This is a genomic window from Aminithiophilus ramosus (assembly GCF_018069705.1).
GTDB lineage: Bacteria > Synergistota > Synergistia > Synergistales > Aminithiophilaceae > Aminithiophilus > Aminithiophilus ramosus.
The window spans coordinates 3,023,819-3,037,883 of the sequence record NZ_CP072943.1 but is presented as its reverse complement, the minus strand read 5'-3'; the positions used below and the strand labels follow the sequence as shown (position 1 = coordinate 3,037,883).

Below are 14,065 nucleotides of genomic sequence, written 5' to 3'. Positions count from 1 at the left end.
GCGTGAACGCGGGACCGGTCAGAGGGCGAAGGGGTTGCCGAAGCGGGCCGAACGGCCCAGCTCGGCCTCGATCTCCAGAAGGCGGTTGTACTTGGCGATGCGCTCGCTGCGGCAGGCCGAGCCCGTCTTGATCTGGCCCCCGCCTGCGGCGACGGCGAAATCGGCCATGAAGGCGTCTTCCGTCTCGCCCGACCGGTGGGAGATGACGTAGCCCCAGCCCGCCCTGCGGCAGAGGGCGATGGTCTCGAAGGTCTCCGTCACCGTTCCGATCTGGTTGAGCTTGATCAGGACGGCGTTGGCGGACTTTTCGGCGATTCCCCGCTCGACGAAGCGGCTGTTGGTGACGAAGAGGTCGTCGCCGACGATCTGGATCCGCCGTCCCAGAGTCTCCGTGTGGGCCTTGAATCCGGCCCAGTCGTTCTCGTCGAGGCCGTCCTCGATGGAGACGATGGGGAAGCGGTCGACCCAGCCGTCGTAGAGGGCCGTCATCTCGGCGCTGGTCCTGTCTCCCTGGCCCGACTTGGAGAGACGGTAGAGCCCCTTTTCGCAGAAGGAGCTGGCTGCGGGATCAAGGGCGATGGCGATCTGCCGTCCCGGCTCGAATCCGGCGTCGGTGATGGCCTCGACGATGAGCTCGCAGGCCTCGTCGTTGCTCTTCAGGTTGGGGGCGAAGCCGCCCTCGTCGCCGACGGCCGTGGCGTAGCCCCTGTCGTGGAGGATCCTCTTGAGGGCGTGGAAGGTCTCGGCCCCGTAGCGCAGGGCCTCGGCGAAGGTGGGGGCGCCGAGGGGCATGATCATGAACTCCTGGAAGTCGACGCTGTTGTCGGCGTGCTTGCCGCCGTTGAGGATGTTCATCATGGGCACGGGGAGGGTCGTCGCCCCGGCGCCGCCCAGGTAGGCGTAGAGGGGGAGTCCGGAAGCCTCGGCTGCGGCCTTGGCCACGGCCATGGAGACGCCCAGGATGGCGTTGGCGCCCAGCCTGCCCTTGTTGGCCGTCCCGTCGAGATCGATCATGAGCCTGTCGATCTCGGCCTGCCTTGAGGGATTCAATCCCTTGAGGGCCGGAGCGAGGATCTCGTTGACGTTGGCCACGGCCTTGAGCGTGCCCTTGCCGCCGTAGCGCCGCCCGTCGCCGTCGCGGAGCTCGACGGCCTCGTTTTCGCCCGTCGAGGCTCCGGAGGGGACCGAGGCCGAGACGGAGATGCCGCTGTCGAGCTCGCAGAAGACGCGTACCGTCGGGTTGCCCCGCGAATCGAGAATCTCCATGGCGCGGATCGCTTCAATTTTCGCCTTCAAAATGAGGACCTCCTTTTTCGATGTGCCTTCCATGGTGTTCTCCCATTGTAGATGTCTCCAACTTATCCTGTCGATGAGAATCGGGGCCTTTTGCGGCAGAGGGGCAGTCCCGCGCCCTTTCTGGCAGGTCTCCTCTTCCGGGAGGGAAGGGGGAATGCTTCGGAGGAGGGAAACGAAGGTCCTTCCTCGGGAAAGACGGCGATCGTCGAAGGCCTTCGGCCATCCCTGTGCCGATCGGGAAACAAAGGAGGGCCTTCGGCAGGATCCACCCACGCTCCGATCGGACATCCCCTGGCGAAAGGGCGGAGAAACACGAACTCCCGCCGCTTCCGGCAGGAGCGGCAGGAGTCATCATCCCGTCAAGGGCGTTCCAAGGGGGACTCCATCCCCCTTCTTCTCTTCGTCTCCCCATGAGCCTAACCAAAGAGGGCCCTGAAATCAAGAGGTTTCTGTCCAGATCGGTCGACTCGTGGCGAAGGGCTCCGTCGAGTCCGCCCCTTTGCGATCTGTGCCCGCCGTCGGCTTCGGTTGGCGGCGACGCTTGCGCCCCTTCGGCCGATGGAGGTCGTCCCTCCTATGGGGGCGGTCCTCGGGCTTCGTCGGAAAAGTCCGCCCTTCGGCAAACCCAAAAATCAACACATGCTGATTATTGACAATCCAGTTGATTCATGGCAGACTACGTCTTACGTTATCCGATGCACAAAAAGGGACGGGTAACGGCAATTCATCGACGAAAGGGGCTCTCCGTCATGATCAAGGCACTTCTTCTGCTCATCGTTCTCGTCAACGGTCTCTACGCCGTCCGCTTCGTCCTCGACTTCCTGAAACATCGGAAGGAGGCCTGGGCCGAGCCCGGCAGCAACTTCCTTCTGGCCCTCTGGGGAGCCCTCTGCTTTTTCCTCTCCACCTTCGGCATTTCCGATTTCGCCCTCTCGACCGTCCTCTACCGGGCCCGCAAGCTCGTCAGCGACAAGAAGCTGCCGGGAACGCTCAACACCCAGTGCGCCATTCCCGTCGCCGTCATGGCTCTGGCTTATATCTCGTCCATCACCGTCGAGCCCAAGACGCTGATCCTCCTCATCGTCGCCCAGATGGCCGGCGCCTATATCGGGCCCCGTTTCGTCGTCCGTCTTCCGGCGGCGACGATCCGCACGTTCATGGGAATCGGCCTCTGCCTGGCCGCCGCCTTCATTCTGGCCGGCAAGTTCAACCTCGTTCCCTCCGGCGGCGACGCGACGGGCCTCGAGGGGGGCAAGCTGATCCTGGCCGTCGTCCTCCTGGCCCTCTACGGCGCCCTGAACAACGTGGGCATCGGTTCCTACGCGCCGACGATGGCCACCGTCTACGCCCTGGGCGTCAACCCCGCCGTGGCCTTTCCCATCATGATGGGAGCCTGCACCTTCTCCGTTCCCATGGGGGCCATGGAGTTCGTCCGCCTCGGCGAGTACGGCCGCAAGATCACCTTTTTCTCCAGCCTTTTCGGCATCGTCGGCGTCCTGGCCGCCGTCTACATCGTCAAGAGTCTCAATCTGAGCATGCTCCAGTGGGTCGTCGCCGCCGTCGTCCTCTACGCCGGAGCGACGATGCTCTTCGAGCGGGCCAAGGGATCGGAGGCGGCCTGAGACGCCGGGAGGCTCCCCTCCCCGGAGGCGCAGAAAGGCGAGAGCGGATTTCTCCGCTCTCGCCTTTTTTTGTCCGTCGATCGCTCCTTATTCTTTGTTGACGGTGATGGCCCCGCCCTCGGTTCCGGCGTAGAAGACGACGAGGACGACGGGGACGTCGCCGTCGTTGCGGCCGTAGTGCCACTTGTCGACGACTTCGACGAGGGCCTCTCCGGCCTTGACGTGGAGCGTCTCCTCCTTTTCCGTGATGACCGTCAGCTCGCCCTCGAGGAGGACGGCGGCGTTGATGACGGGGTGGCGGTGGAGGGCCAGAGAGGTTTTGGGGGGGACGGTGATGTGGAGGACGGTGATCTCGGGCTGTCCCTCCGGATAGGAGGCCAGCGTCGTCCCGTCCCAGCTCGACGTCGTTTTTGCCAGGACGTCGACGTGGGGGCCCTCGTGGGCCGCGGCGGGAGAGGTGAGGCAAAAGAACAGAGCCAGAGCGAGGCAACCTTTTTTCATTAAGTGATCCCTCCTTTTTCGTTCGTCGCTGCTTTTCCCGAGGTGGAGGGAGTGAGTTTTCCGACAGGGAGATTTTTCTCTCCGCTGTACGTTATAATGAAAGGAGACGGACCAGAAGGAGACGGGGGATGTCGGCGGCGGCAGGCTCCCGCTGTGCTTTCCCCCGGAGATTGTACTCCCGGGGCGTGACCTCACGAAAGAGGGGACAGGGAATGACGCTGAACGAGCTGAACGAGTTGTACGGCACGACGAAGTATCTGCTCGGCGGAGGCGTGCTCCCTCTGCTGGCCAAGGCCCTGGCCGAAAGGGTCGACGGCGCCGTGATCCTCCAGCCCGAGGGGCGCGATCTTCACGTCTTCGACGCCGTCGGCCCCGTCGTCCCTCCCTCCCTGCCCGGAGCCATGGACTACCTGGAGGGGCGCTTCGCCGCCGCGGCCGGGGGGTGGCGTTCCCTTCCCCTCGATGAAGAGGGGCGGGCCCTCTTCTCCGCTCCCTGGAGCCACGTCGTCCTTCTGGGAGAGGGAAGACACGTCGTCGTCGTCGTCCTCGACAGAGAGCCCGACGAGGCGATGGGGCCTCTCCTCGAGGGCGCCGACGGGCTTGTCCGTCTCTGGAACCGCTACCGTTCTCTCGACGAGGCCGAGCGTTCCCTCGATTCCCTGGCCTATCTTCTCTATGCCGTCAAGAGCGCCTTTCCCTCCATCTTCGAGCCCTTCCCGCCCGACTTCCTCGCCGCCTTTCTCGTCGATGTCCTTCGGGAGAGCTTCGGGCCCGAGCGGCTGACGCTGCTCCGAGACGAGGGGGGCGAGTTCCGTCGCGTCGCCGGCGACGAGGGGCCTCTGCCCCTCCGCCAGGGGCTTTTCGTCGCCCGGAACCTGGCGCCCGTGCCCGTCCCCATTGAGGCCTCCCACGGCGAGAGCCTGGGCGGGGAGAACGTCGCCCGCCTGGGAGAGGCCTATTCGGTCGTTCTCCCCCTTTTTGCCGGTGATCGGCGCTTTTTCTACCTCCTCCGCTGGGGCTCCTCTCCTCGTCCCGAAGGCGTCCATGTCCTGGAACTCATGGGCGGCGTCACCTCCAAGGCCATGGCCCTCAACGCCCTGAGGGAGGAGCGGGAGGAGCGGATCCGCGAGCTCTCGGCGCGGGAGTTCTCCCTGGGGGCGCTTCATCGGGCCCTCCTCAGCCTCATCAGGAAGGAATCGGCCGAGTCCCTCCTGGAGGAGCTCCTCGACGTCTTCGGCGAGATGACCCAGAGCCGCCGCGTTCTGGCCGTCGTCCACGATCGGGCTCGCGGCGCCTACCGCCTTTTCGGCGAGCGCCGCGACGGCAGGGTCTTCCCTCGCGACGGCTCCTTCTGGCTCGCTCCGGAGCCTCTTGAGGTCGTCGATCTTCCCCTTTCCTGTCCCGCCTCGTCGGCCCGGGCCCTCTTCTCCGTTCTCGGCCTCGAGGCTCCGCCCGAAGAGGCCCTTCCCGAGGAGATGGACCGACTCTTTCTGCTCGTCGACGGCAGGTCTCTCCTGGGCTACGTCGCTCTGGCCCCCTCCGTGACGGGAGGCGACTACGGCGACGGCCAGAACCTCGAGACTCTGGCGGCGGCCTCGGCCGTCGCCCTCAGCCGCTGCCGCCTTCAGGAACGGTAGGGCCTTCCGGGTTCGGGAGATTCGTCGCGCCCTCTCGCGACGGCGGACGACAAGAGGGGAAGGTGAGGGGATCGCGAGGAGAAGAGGCGTTGCGCTTTTGCTCTTCGGGCCTTCCTGGCCCGACGTTCGTCTTCGAGTACGCCAGGGAGACCGATTTCCCGGTCCTCCTCGTCGACGAGGGGAAGAGCCCTGCCCCCCGAGGGAAGCTATCTCTTCTTCGCCGGAGCGCCGGGTGAGGCCCTTCTTCTGGAGGCGCGCTGAGATTGGCCCTTTTCTCTCCTTCCTTTCCTCTCATCTGTCGGGAAATCGTCACGTTCCGGTGTCGGGGCCGTAACGTCTTTGCGCTTCAATGGGAGTTCCTGGAAGATGAGGCGCCCGCTGAGGCGCGGGAGGGAGAGAGATGAGCGACAGACTGATCCTTGAGGAGACGGAGACGATGACACTCTTCCGCGAGGAGGAGCGCCTCGTCCTCGATGTGTCCAAGCCGCCCGTCAGGCTCCTCGACCTCCTTGCCCTTTTGCGGCGTCACGGGACCTCGGGCCCTTCGACGGAGCGGCTGCGGGAGTTGGCCAACGTGGGCGGCGTCGAGAACCTGGAGATCGGGGCCGGTCGGGATCTTGCGGTCCCCTCCCTTCAGATCGTCGACGGAGGGCTGGAGGCGACGTTGAGCCTGCCGCCGGGCTTCGACGACGAAGAGGCCCTGCGGAAACTCTTCGCCGCCAGGGGTGTCGTCTACGGCCTGGACGGGGAGGCCCTGGCCCGGGCCCTGGAGAGGAGCCGGTCGGGGCAGGCCGTCCGGGACGTCGTCGTCGCCAGAGGGCTCGAACCGCGCCACGGAGAGGATGGGTGGGTCGAACACCTCAAGCGGCGCCCCACGGGCAAGCCGACCATGACCGAATCGGGCGAGGTCGATTTCTACTCCCTGGACCTCGTCGTCGAGGTCCAGCGGGGCGAGGCTCTGGCCATCCGCCATGAGGCGAAACCGCCCCGGGAGGGGAAGACCGTGACGGGCCAGACCCTGGCCGGCCGCAGCGGCCGGACGCCCCGCCTCTCCTACGGCAGGGGGGCCGAGATGGAGGGAGACCGTCTCGTCGCCTCCGTCGACGGCCGTCTCGTCTGGAAAGGCGAGAGGCTCTCCGTGGAGCCTCTTCTCATCGTCGGGGGGGCCGTCGGCCCCGAGACGGGCAACATCGTCTACGACGGCCCCGTCCTCGTCCGAGGCGACGTCCGCGAGGGCTACTCCGTCACCTCCGGCGGCGATATCGACATCCAGGGCGGCATCGAAAGGGCCGTCGTCCGCAGCGGCGGCAGCATCTCCGTCCGATTTGGCATCGTCGGCAAGGGAGGGGCTCTCGTCGAGGCCGAGGGCGATATCCTGGCCCGTTTCGTCCAGGAGGCCGAGGTGCGCTGTTCGCTCCTGAAGGTCAACGAATATGTGTTGCGCTCCAAAATCCACGCCCGAAGAGGTGTCCTCGTCGAGGGCAGTCGAGGCGTCATCATGGCCTCCCAGATCGAGGCGGCGGCCCACGTCAACGCGCGATCGGTGCGGGTCATGCGCTGGGGCGACACGGCGATCACCGTCACGGGCGTCTCCCGCCTGGAGCTCTTCCAGCGCTGCCAGGCCCTCGGCCGGGAAATCGTCGAGGCCGACGACGAGCTCCTCGTCCTCTCCTCCTCGATCCGAACGCTGACGGAGAAGGGCTTTCATCTCCAGGCCCGCAAGCATCTGGCCGAGTTTCTGGCTTTTGAAGAGGCCCAGGAGAAGCGGAAAGAGGTCCTGGCCGGGCTGAAGGAGACGCTGAGAAACCTCAGGGGGGACGCCTCCTTCAGCGTCATCGACGGCGTCTCCGGCGAGATCTCCCTTCGCCTCAAGGGGGTCTCCTGCCGCGTCAACGACAAGGCGCGCCGCGTGACCCTCTACTACGACCCAGACGAGGGCCAAGTGCGCATCGCCGGGGGGGAATGACGATGGACCTTCATCGACTCTGTCATCAGACGAGCTTCATCCTCGGAGGGGGTGTCCTCTCCCTGATCAGCCAGGCTCTTGCCGAGAGAGGCGTCGTCGCCTCCGTCTTCCAGCCCCACAGCAGGAACGATCTCTACCTCTCCGACGTCATCGGCGACATGGAGCCCCTTCCGGCCGTGGCCGACGGCCTCGTCCGCGTCCGGGAGAGGTCCTCCTCCCGGGCCGGCGTCGTCGTCCTCGCCCTCGACGAAGGGGAGCGGAGTCTCTTTTCCGGCGTCGGAAGTCACGTCGTCCTCCTCGGCGAGGGGCCCGACGTCGTCGTCCTCCTCGAGGAGGCGCCCGACGGAGAGCTGACCGACCTCTTCCACAGCGCCGACAGCCTGGTCCGCCTCTGGCGACGCCACCTCTCCGTCGACGAGACGGAGCGCCATCTGGCGGGGCTGGCCTACATGCTCTACGCCCTCAAGAGCGCCCTCCCCTCCCTATTCGAGCCCTTTCCCGTCGATTTCCTCGCCACCTTTCTCCTCGACGTCATGCGCGAGTGTTTCTGCCCCGAGAAGCTGACGCTCCTGAAGGACGAGGCAGGAGGACTCCGTCGCCTGGGAGGCGACGAGGGGCCTCTCCCCCTTCGGCAGGGCCTCTTCGCGGCCTGCCATCTCTCCTCCGTTCCCGTCGTCGTCGACGAGGAGCACCGCTCCGCTCTGGGCGGCGGAAATTTCGCCCTCCTTCGCGATGCCTACTCCGCCGTCCTTCCCCTCTTTTCGGGAGATCGGCGTTTCTTCTACCTCCTGAAGTGGTCTTCTCCGGCCTCGTCCGGCCTTTTCCACGCCCTGGAGCTTCTGGGCGGCATCGCCTCCCGGGCCATGGCCCTCAACGCCCTTCAGGAGGAGCGCGAGAGCCAGATCGGCCGGCTCTCCGAAAGGGAATTCGCCCTCCGGGGCCTTCACGGCGCCCTGTTGAGCCTCATCGACGAGGAGGAGGAGATGTCCCTCCTGGAAAGGATCCTCGACGCCTTCGGCGAGATGACGCAGAGTCGACGGACCCTGCTGGTCCTCTACGACGAAATTTCCCAGGCCTACCGCCTCAGGGGCGAACGCAGGGAGGGCACGGTCCTGTTCACCGATCGTCCTCTTTTGGCCAGCGAGCGGCCCCTTCCTGCCGCCTCGCTGCCTCTTTCCTCTCCCGTCGCCTGCGCCGGTTCTCTCGCTTCGGTCCTCGAAACCTCCGATCTCCTCTTTTCTCCCCTGGAGGAGGAGATGGAGCGTCTCTTCTTCCTCGTCGACGGGGAGCGCCTGCTGGGCTACGTCGCCGTCGGCGTCGCCGTCACGGGCAGCCCTTACGGAGAGGAGGAGAGTCTGGAGACTCTGGCCTCGGCCTCGGCCATGGCCCTGCGCCGCTGCCGCCTTCTCGACGAAGTGCGCCGCCAGAGGGACAGGCTGACCGATCAGGTCCGGACGAGGACCTTCCTTCGCGAACTCGCCGGCGAGATCCAGCAGATCCGCTCCCTCGCGAGCCTCGAAACCGCGCTTTGCCAGTCCCTCTCCGTCGTCCTCGATGTGGAGACCCTCCGCCTTTTCGGCCCTTCCGATCTGGAGGCGATTCCCGAAGAGGTTCTCGGCGGAGGGGAAAGCGTCCTCATCGGTTGCGATCACTGGTTTCCCCTACGAGCCGGAGGGCAACTGAAAGGAGCCCTGTGCCTTCGGGGCCGGCGTTCCCTCGACGCCGAGGGGCTGGAGCTTCTCTCCCTCGTGGCCACCTTCGTCGCCCCTCGCCTCGACGGCGTCGAGGAGGGGGACGGAGGCACCGTCGTCGATCTCGAAGACCCCCTCCATCGCCTTCTGGCCGAGAGTGTCGCCGAAGCCGAGGCCGACGGCCTCGAGCCCTCCGTCGTCGAGGGCCCCGCCCCCCTTTCGGAGGAGCAGCGGCGGAGCTGCTGCCGGGCTTTCCTCTTTCGTGATCGGTCCTTCGTCGTCCTTCCCTTCCCCTGGGAGGGGGAGCTGGAGGCGATCTTCCCCGTCGAGGAGGGGTGGCGCCCGACGGGAGGGGGCTCTTAGCTCTTCAAACGATGGACAGGGCCGGGTCGAGCGGAGGAAAACCGGCTCCTCGCTATTTCGCATTGGCCGCAACTCAGCCGAATATTCAAGAAGGTATCCATCTATTAATTAGGTTCTCTCTGGCTAGACATCCTCCAGCCGTCCTCTCCGGTAGCGCTCGGGCAAGGGATCGGCCCTAGGGTGCTGTCGATGGCGACGATCTCCCTGATGTCGCAGGCCTCGAGCGCCGTCGCCCTCGCGGGGAGCGCCTCGAAGACGACGCGAGCCATGGCGCGCTCCAGGCATCTTTTGAGGAATTCGAGCCGTTCCGGCGTGAAGCGATCGTAGAAAGCGGGCCAAGTCATCCGGTCCGGCGCGACTTTCTCATGGCTCCGATGGAGCCGGAGAAGACACAGGCGGCTCGAAGAGCCGAAAGCGAGAACCAGATGCCCAAAAAAGACCATCGGATCGAGAGTGCGGACCCCTTCGACGAAGCCCGATGCCTTGGCCTGCTCGAGAATCCACCGGCGCGGAAAGAGCTCCGAGAGCCTCTTCCCCATCTCCTGGGCCAAAGGATTTTCATGGCTTTCAAGACTCGGCGTTCGCATGGGATCCTTCCTCCTGGTCGATGCGAGGGATGATTCCATACGGACAGGCATGTCGGGCAGGAGCCGCAATCGTCGTTCTATCCGGAATATTCGGCCAAGTTGCAGCCGATGAGCGCATTGTGTCCAGTCGTCAAGGGTATTCTCGGTTGTTTTGTTTGCCCTTCGGGGGGCGAGGGCGTTGTCTACGGTCCCGTGAGTGGGGAGGGGTGTGCCGGGGGCGTTCACGTAAAAAGGGGGATGCCTCTGTCTCGGGCGATGCTTGATGTGCCGATCTTCAGATAGGCCGACTCCTGCCTTTCGAGGGAAACCACGGGGAAGCTCCTCCGTCGCTTTCTGCCCGGGAGCGCCGTCGATGGCGACGGCCTCGATCCCGTCGTTATCGGCGGCGCCCCTCCTTACGTAAGGAGGGGCGCCGCCGGGGCGGCTGCCGGGCCCTCGCCTTCCGCGTGTTTTCGTCGTCCGCCCTTTGCCGGGAGGAGGAAGAGGCGGCGATTTCCCTCGTCGATGGTGATGCCGTTAGCGGGTCTGCCCCGGAGGTCCGAGGAGGGCCTCGAGTCGGGCCAGTTCGTCCCGTTCCGGCTCCGATCGCGAAAAAAACGCTTCCCCTCGTGCTCCACCGAGCCTCAGCCCCGAACCTCTCTCGACGGTTCCGATGACGGTGAGGGGAACGCCGAGCTCCTCCGAGGCCCTGCGGGCCCGGAGGAGCTTTTCTTCGGGAAGGGTCAGGACGAGGGCTCCTGAGGAGAGCATCCTCAGAGGGTCGAAGTCGAAGGCCTTGGCGAAGCGTCTCACGACAGGCGGCAGGGGTAGACGATCTCCGTCGACGGCGAAGCCCTTGTCCGAGGCCTCGGCCATTTCGAGGAGGGCCTCGATGACGCCGCCCCGCGTCGGGTCGTGCATGGCCGTCGCGCCCGCCGCGGCCAGGGCCAGGGCCTCGGGAACGAGAGAGAGCCTGTCGGCGAGGCGGCGCCCTTCGGCGATGTCCGTCGCCTCCAGTCCACGGCGAAGGGCCTCCTTTTCGTAGTCCGTCGCCAGGATGGCCGTTCCCTCCAGGCCGGCGCCCCGAGTGAGACAGATGCTGTCGCCGATGCGGGCCCCGCCGGTGGAGACGATTTCGCCCTCGGCACAGCCCAGGGCGGTGACGGCGACGAGGGGGCGGTTCAGGGCCGACGTGTAGCCGCTGTGACCTCCGATGATGACGGCGCCCGCCTCGCCCGCGGCCTGGACGGCCTCGTCCATGATCGAGCGGAGGCGCTCCGCGTCCTTTTCGTCGGGCAGAAGGACGAGAATCTGAAGCCAACGGGGCCGGACGGCGCTCGCAGCCAGGTCGTTGCAGGCGACGTGAACGGCCAGGCGGCCTATTCCCTCGGCGGCTCCGACGATGGGGTCGACGTGGGAGGCCACGAGGGTGCCTCCGGCGTCGACGAGGGCGATATCCTCGCCGAAGCGGCTTCCCAGAAGGACTGACGGGTCCTTTTTCTGTCTCGCCAGAGGAGAATAGACGGCGCGGTCCAGGACGGAGCGGGAGAATTTGGACATCATCGCCGCTCCTCTGCGGCCTTGCGCAGATTGCGGACGTAGAAGGTCGCTCCCCGCCAGGAGGTGATGAGAAGGTCCTTCTCCTCGAGGGCCCGTCGGAGGACGGCGGTTCCATCCTTCGCGTCGGCCAGGAAGAGGCTCAGGGCCTCCTCTCTCATGGGGTGGACGGAGAGGATGGCCAGAAGGGCCTCCCGCGTGTCGCCGGTACGGACGAAGTCGTTGCCCTCGTAGGCGTTGAGAAGGCGGACGTCGAGGCCTTTCCCCCTCAGAATGGCCGTGGCCGCCGCGAGACGCTCCTCGTCGCAGCAGGTCACGTCGCCGCAGGCGGGGGGTCTCGTGGGCGACGAGAGGCGGCAGACGGAGGGGGCCATGGAAGCGAGGAGGGAGGCCAGGTCCTCGAGGGCTTCGTCTCCGTCGTTTCGTCCGGCGACGAGCATCGTCTCCGTCTCGAGATGGCCCCCGTAGGAGGCGGAAAAAATTCCGAGTCCGTCGATGATGGCTTCGAAGGCGAGAGCGCCGTGAGGTCGGTCGAGGGCTCGCCAAAGGCCTTCGGTGGCGGCGTCCACCTTCAGGGAGACCCAGTCGAAGAGGGACAGCTCTTCTCTGACGGTCCTGTCGGCGATGAGGGAGGCGTTGGCGATGACGGCCAGAGGAATGGAGAAGACCTTGAGGGCCCGTGCCGTCTCGCCCAGGCCGATGTCGAGGGTGGGCTCTCCGTCGGGGACGAAGGCCAGGTAGTCGACGGTCTCCTCCTGTCTTTTCAGTCTCTTGAGGTTCCTGGCCACCTCGTCGACGAGGTCTTCCGTCGCGTAAAAGGGCCGACGCTCCGTCGTCATCGTCAGGGCCTGGCCCAGCTGGCAGTAACGGCAGGCATAGGAGCAGACTTTCGGCGGAATGGTGTTGATTCCCAGGCTGCGACCGAGTCGTCGCGACGGAACGGGTCCGAAGACAGGCATGGTCCTTCCCCCCATGAAAGATTTTTTCATGAGAATGCCTCTCAAAAAGAAAAAGAGAAAGGGCCAGAAGGCCCTAGGGGGGAGGTCGATGTGGCGTCTTCAGCCGCGGGGGATGACGACGGGGAGCTCTCCGTGGCGGGCCACGTCGACGGGAAGGTCGTAGACCGATTCGACGAGGGAGGAGGTGACGCGGGAGAGGTCGTCGAGGGCCTCGACGATCTTTCCTCTCTTGAGGAAGAGGAATCGGTCGCCGAAGCGGAAGGCCAGGTTCAGGTCGTGGAGGGTGGCCACGACGGCCATGTCGTGGCCTTTGGCGATGTGACGGAGGAGGGAGAGGATCTCGACCTGGTTTTTCAGGTCCAGGCTGCTCGTCGGCTCGTCGAGGAGCAGCAGGGAGGGCTCCTGGGCCAGGGCCCGCCCCAGCGTCACCTTCTGAAGCTCGCCGCCGCTCATGGCGTCGATGGGGCGTAGGGCCAGCCCCTCCATGGCCAGGGTGCGGAAGACGGCGTCGACGCGCCGCAGATCCTCATCGGTGACGGCGCTGCCGAAATGGGGCCGTCGTCCGAGGAGGACGGCGTCGAAGGCCGTCAGGCGGGCCGTCTCGGGCCTTTGGGGAACGTAGCCCACCGATCGGGCCCGTTCCGGTCCGTCGAAAGAGGTCAGGGATCGGCCGTCGAGAAGGATCGATCCCGCCGCGGGGCTGGCCAGGCCGTCGAGACAGCGGAGAAGGGTCGATTTGCCCGCCCCGTTCGGCCCGAGCACCATGACCATCTCGCCCCGCCGGGCCGAGAAGGTCACGTCTTCGAGGACGGCGTCGCTTCCGTAGCGGAAGCGGAGCCCTTCGACGTCGAGGATCATCGCCGCCGCTCCCTTCCGAGGAGCCAGATGAAGGTCGGCGCGCCGAGAAAGGCCGTCACGATCGAGACGGGCAGGATGCGGGGAAGAAGGACGAGCCGCGCCGTCGTGTCGGCGGCGAGGAGGAGGAAGGCGCCCGTCAGGGCCGAGGCGGGAAGGAGGAAACGGTGATCGTCGCCGGTGAAGCGCCGGGCCATGTGGGGGCAGACGAGGCCGACGAAGCCGATGACGCCGACGAGGGAGACGATGACGGCCGTGACGAGACAGGCCACGGCCATGGTCTCGAGACGGATGCGGGTCACGGAGAGGCCCAGGGAGCGGGCCGTCTCCTCCCCGGCCAGGAGGGTGTTCAGGTCCCAGCGGCGGAAGAGGAAATAGGCCGCCGACAGGGCTGTTACGGCGGTCATGAGGGCGAGCTCGGGCCAGCGGGCCCGGGCGAGGTCGCCGAAGGTCCAGAAGACCATCGTCGCCAGCTGGCTGTCGTCGGCGAAGTATTGAAGGAGCATCGTCGAGGCCGTGAAGAGGGCGCTCAGGGCGACGCCGCAGAGGACGACCGTCTCCGGCGAGGGGCGGCGCCGCGCCAGGAGGAGGACGGCCGCCGTCGTCAGAGCCGAGGCGAAAAGGGCCGAGGCGGCCGTCCCGTAGAGGTGAAGAAAGAGGGAGCCCGTCTCGCCCCGGGGAAAGAGGAGGACGGAGAGGGCGGCGCCGAAGGCCGCTCCGTGGCTGATGCCCAGAGTGAAGGGCGAAGCCAGGGGATTGCGGAGGACGGACTGACTCACGGCGCCGGCCAGGGAGAGGCCCGTCCCGGCCAGAAGGGCGGCCAGGGCCTGGGGGAGACGGATCTGGCAGACGATGCGGTCCCATCGCGCCTCTTGGCCCCATCCCAGAAGGGATCGCAGCACGTCGCCGGGCGGGATCGTGACGGCCCCGACGGAGAGGGAGAAAAGGAAGAGGAGAGCCGTCGCTGCTGCTGCCGCTGCGACCCCTCTCTTTCTGAGGGCCACATGGCGGCCGTAGCCCTGGGGCAGGCGTCCGTCGTCGAGATGCACCGA

General features: G+C 66.3%; 11 protein-coding genes and 1 riboswitch. Of the genes, 4 read left to right on the top strand and 7 right to left on the bottom strand.

What is annotated here, in order from left to right:
- Positions 1-18 precede the first annotated feature (18 nt).
- Positions 19-1,296: a phosphopyruvate hydratase gene (gene eno, locus KAR29_RS13715; RefSeq protein WP_311135598.1), complete on the bottom strand. Its 1,278-nt coding sequence runs from the start codon at positions 1,294-1,296 to the stop codon at positions 19-21.
- A 335-nt stretch (positions 1,297-1,631) separates the two neighbouring features.
- Positions 1,632-1,695, bottom strand: a riboswitch (Fluoride riboswitch).
- 350 nt (positions 1,696-2,045) lie between these two features.
- Here eno and KAR29_RS13710 point away from each other — a divergent pair.
- Positions 2,046-2,918, top strand: coding sequence for a sulfite exporter TauE/SafE family protein (locus KAR29_RS13710; RefSeq protein ID WP_274373555.1), 873 nt, complete (start codon positions 2,046-2,048; stop codon positions 2,916-2,918).
- 87 nt (positions 2,919-3,005) lie between these two features.
- Here the strand turns inward: KAR29_RS13710 and KAR29_RS13705 are convergent, their stop codons facing one another.
- Positions 3,006-3,419, bottom strand: a complete 414-nt coding sequence (locus tag KAR29_RS13705; RefSeq protein WP_274373554.1) for a cupin domain-containing protein — start codon at positions 3,417-3,419, stop codon at positions 3,006-3,008.
- Positions 3,420-3,631: 212 nt separating this feature from the next.
- Here KAR29_RS13705 and KAR29_RS13700 point away from each other — a divergent pair, with 212 nt between their 5' ends.
- The 3 genes from KAR29_RS13700 to KAR29_RS13690 all read left to right on the top strand — a co-directional run bounded on the left by KAR29_RS13700 (position 3,632) and on the right by KAR29_RS13690 (position 9,076).
- Positions 3,632-5,056, top strand: coding sequence for a hypothetical protein (locus KAR29_RS13700; protein WP_274373553.1), 1,425 nt, complete (start codon positions 3,632-3,634; stop codon positions 5,054-5,056).
- A 400-nt stretch (positions 5,057-5,456) separates the two neighbouring features.
- On the top strand, positions 5,457-7,022 hold the full coding sequence (locus KAR29_RS13695; protein ID WP_274373552.1) for a DUF342 domain-containing protein: 1,566 nt from the start codon (positions 5,457-5,459) through the stop codon (positions 7,020-7,022).
- A gap of 2 nt (positions 7,023-7,024) precedes the next feature.
- Positions 7,025-9,076, top strand: a complete 2,052-nt coding sequence (locus KAR29_RS13690) for a hypothetical protein (protein WP_274373551.1) — start codon at positions 7,025-7,027, stop codon at positions 9,074-9,076.
- A 104-nt stretch (positions 9,077-9,180) separates the two neighbouring features.
- Here the strand turns inward: KAR29_RS13690 and KAR29_RS13685 are convergent, their stop codons facing one another.
- The 5 genes from KAR29_RS13685 to KAR29_RS13665 all read right to left on the bottom strand — a co-directional run bounded on the left by KAR29_RS13685 (position 9,181) and on the right by KAR29_RS13665 (position 14,062).
- A complete protein-coding gene (locus KAR29_RS13685; protein ID WP_274373550.1) occupies positions 9,181-9,663 on the bottom strand; it encodes a hypothetical protein in 483 nt (160 codons plus the stop codon).
- 516 nt (positions 9,664-10,179) lie between these two features.
- Positions 10,180-11,202: an AIR synthase-related protein gene (locus KAR29_RS13680; protein WP_274373549.1), complete on the bottom strand. Its 1,023-nt coding sequence runs from the start codon at positions 11,200-11,202 to the stop codon at positions 10,180-10,182.
- Positions 11,202-12,188, bottom strand: a complete 987-nt coding sequence (locus tag KAR29_RS13675; RefSeq protein WP_274373548.1) for a radical SAM protein — start codon at positions 12,186-12,188, stop codon at positions 11,202-11,204. The genes KAR29_RS13680 and KAR29_RS13675 overlap by 1 nt, the downstream gene beginning before the upstream one ends.
- Positions 12,189-12,257: 69 nt before the next feature.
- Entirely contained in the window at positions 12,258-13,016 is a 759-nt protein-coding gene (locus KAR29_RS13670) for an ABC transporter ATP-binding protein (RefSeq protein WP_274373547.1), read from the bottom strand.
- Entirely contained in the window at positions 13,013-14,062 is a 1,050-nt protein-coding gene (locus tag KAR29_RS13665; RefSeq protein WP_274373546.1) for a FecCD family ABC transporter permease, read from the bottom strand. Before KAR29_RS13665 ends, KAR29_RS13670 begins: the two co-directional genes overlap by 4 nt.
- Positions 14,063-14,065 lie beyond the last annotated feature (3 nt).

Excerpts from the sequence above, each read along its gene's own strand:
- KAR29_RS13695 (WP_274373552.1), top strand. The coding sequence starts at position 5,457 with ATGAGCGACAGACTGATCCTTGAGGAGACGGAGACGATGACACTCTTC.
- KAR29_RS13690 (WP_274373551.1), top strand. The coding sequence starts at position 7,025 with ATGGACCTTCATCGACTCTGTCATCAGACGAGCTTCATCCTCGGAGGG.
- KAR29_RS13670 (WP_274373547.1), bottom strand. The coding sequence starts at position 13,016 with ATGATCCTCGACGTCGAAGGGCTCCGCTTCCGCTACGGAAGCGACGCC.
- KAR29_RS13685 (WP_274373550.1), bottom strand. The coding sequence starts at position 9,663 with ATGCGAACGCCGAGTCTTGAAAGCCATGAAAATCCTTTGGCCCAGGAG.
- KAR29_RS13705 (WP_274373554.1), bottom strand. The coding sequence starts at position 3,419 with ATGAAAAAAGGTTGCCTCGCTCTGGCTCTGTTCTTTTGCCTCACCTCT.
- KAR29_RS13675 (WP_274373548.1), bottom strand. The coding sequence starts at position 12,188 with ATGAAAAAATCTTTCATGGGGGGAAGGACCATGCCTGTCTTCGGACCC.
- KAR29_RS13700 (WP_274373553.1), top strand. The coding sequence starts at position 3,632 with ATGACGCTGAACGAGCTGAACGAGTTGTACGGCACGACGAAGTATCTG.
- KAR29_RS13680 (WP_274373549.1), bottom strand. The coding sequence starts at position 11,202 with ATGTCCAAATTCTCCCGCTCCGTCCTGGACCGCGCCGTCTATTCTCCT.
- KAR29_RS13710 (WP_274373555.1), top strand. The coding sequence starts at position 2,046 with ATGATCAAGGCACTTCTTCTGCTCATCGTTCTCGTCAACGGTCTCTAC.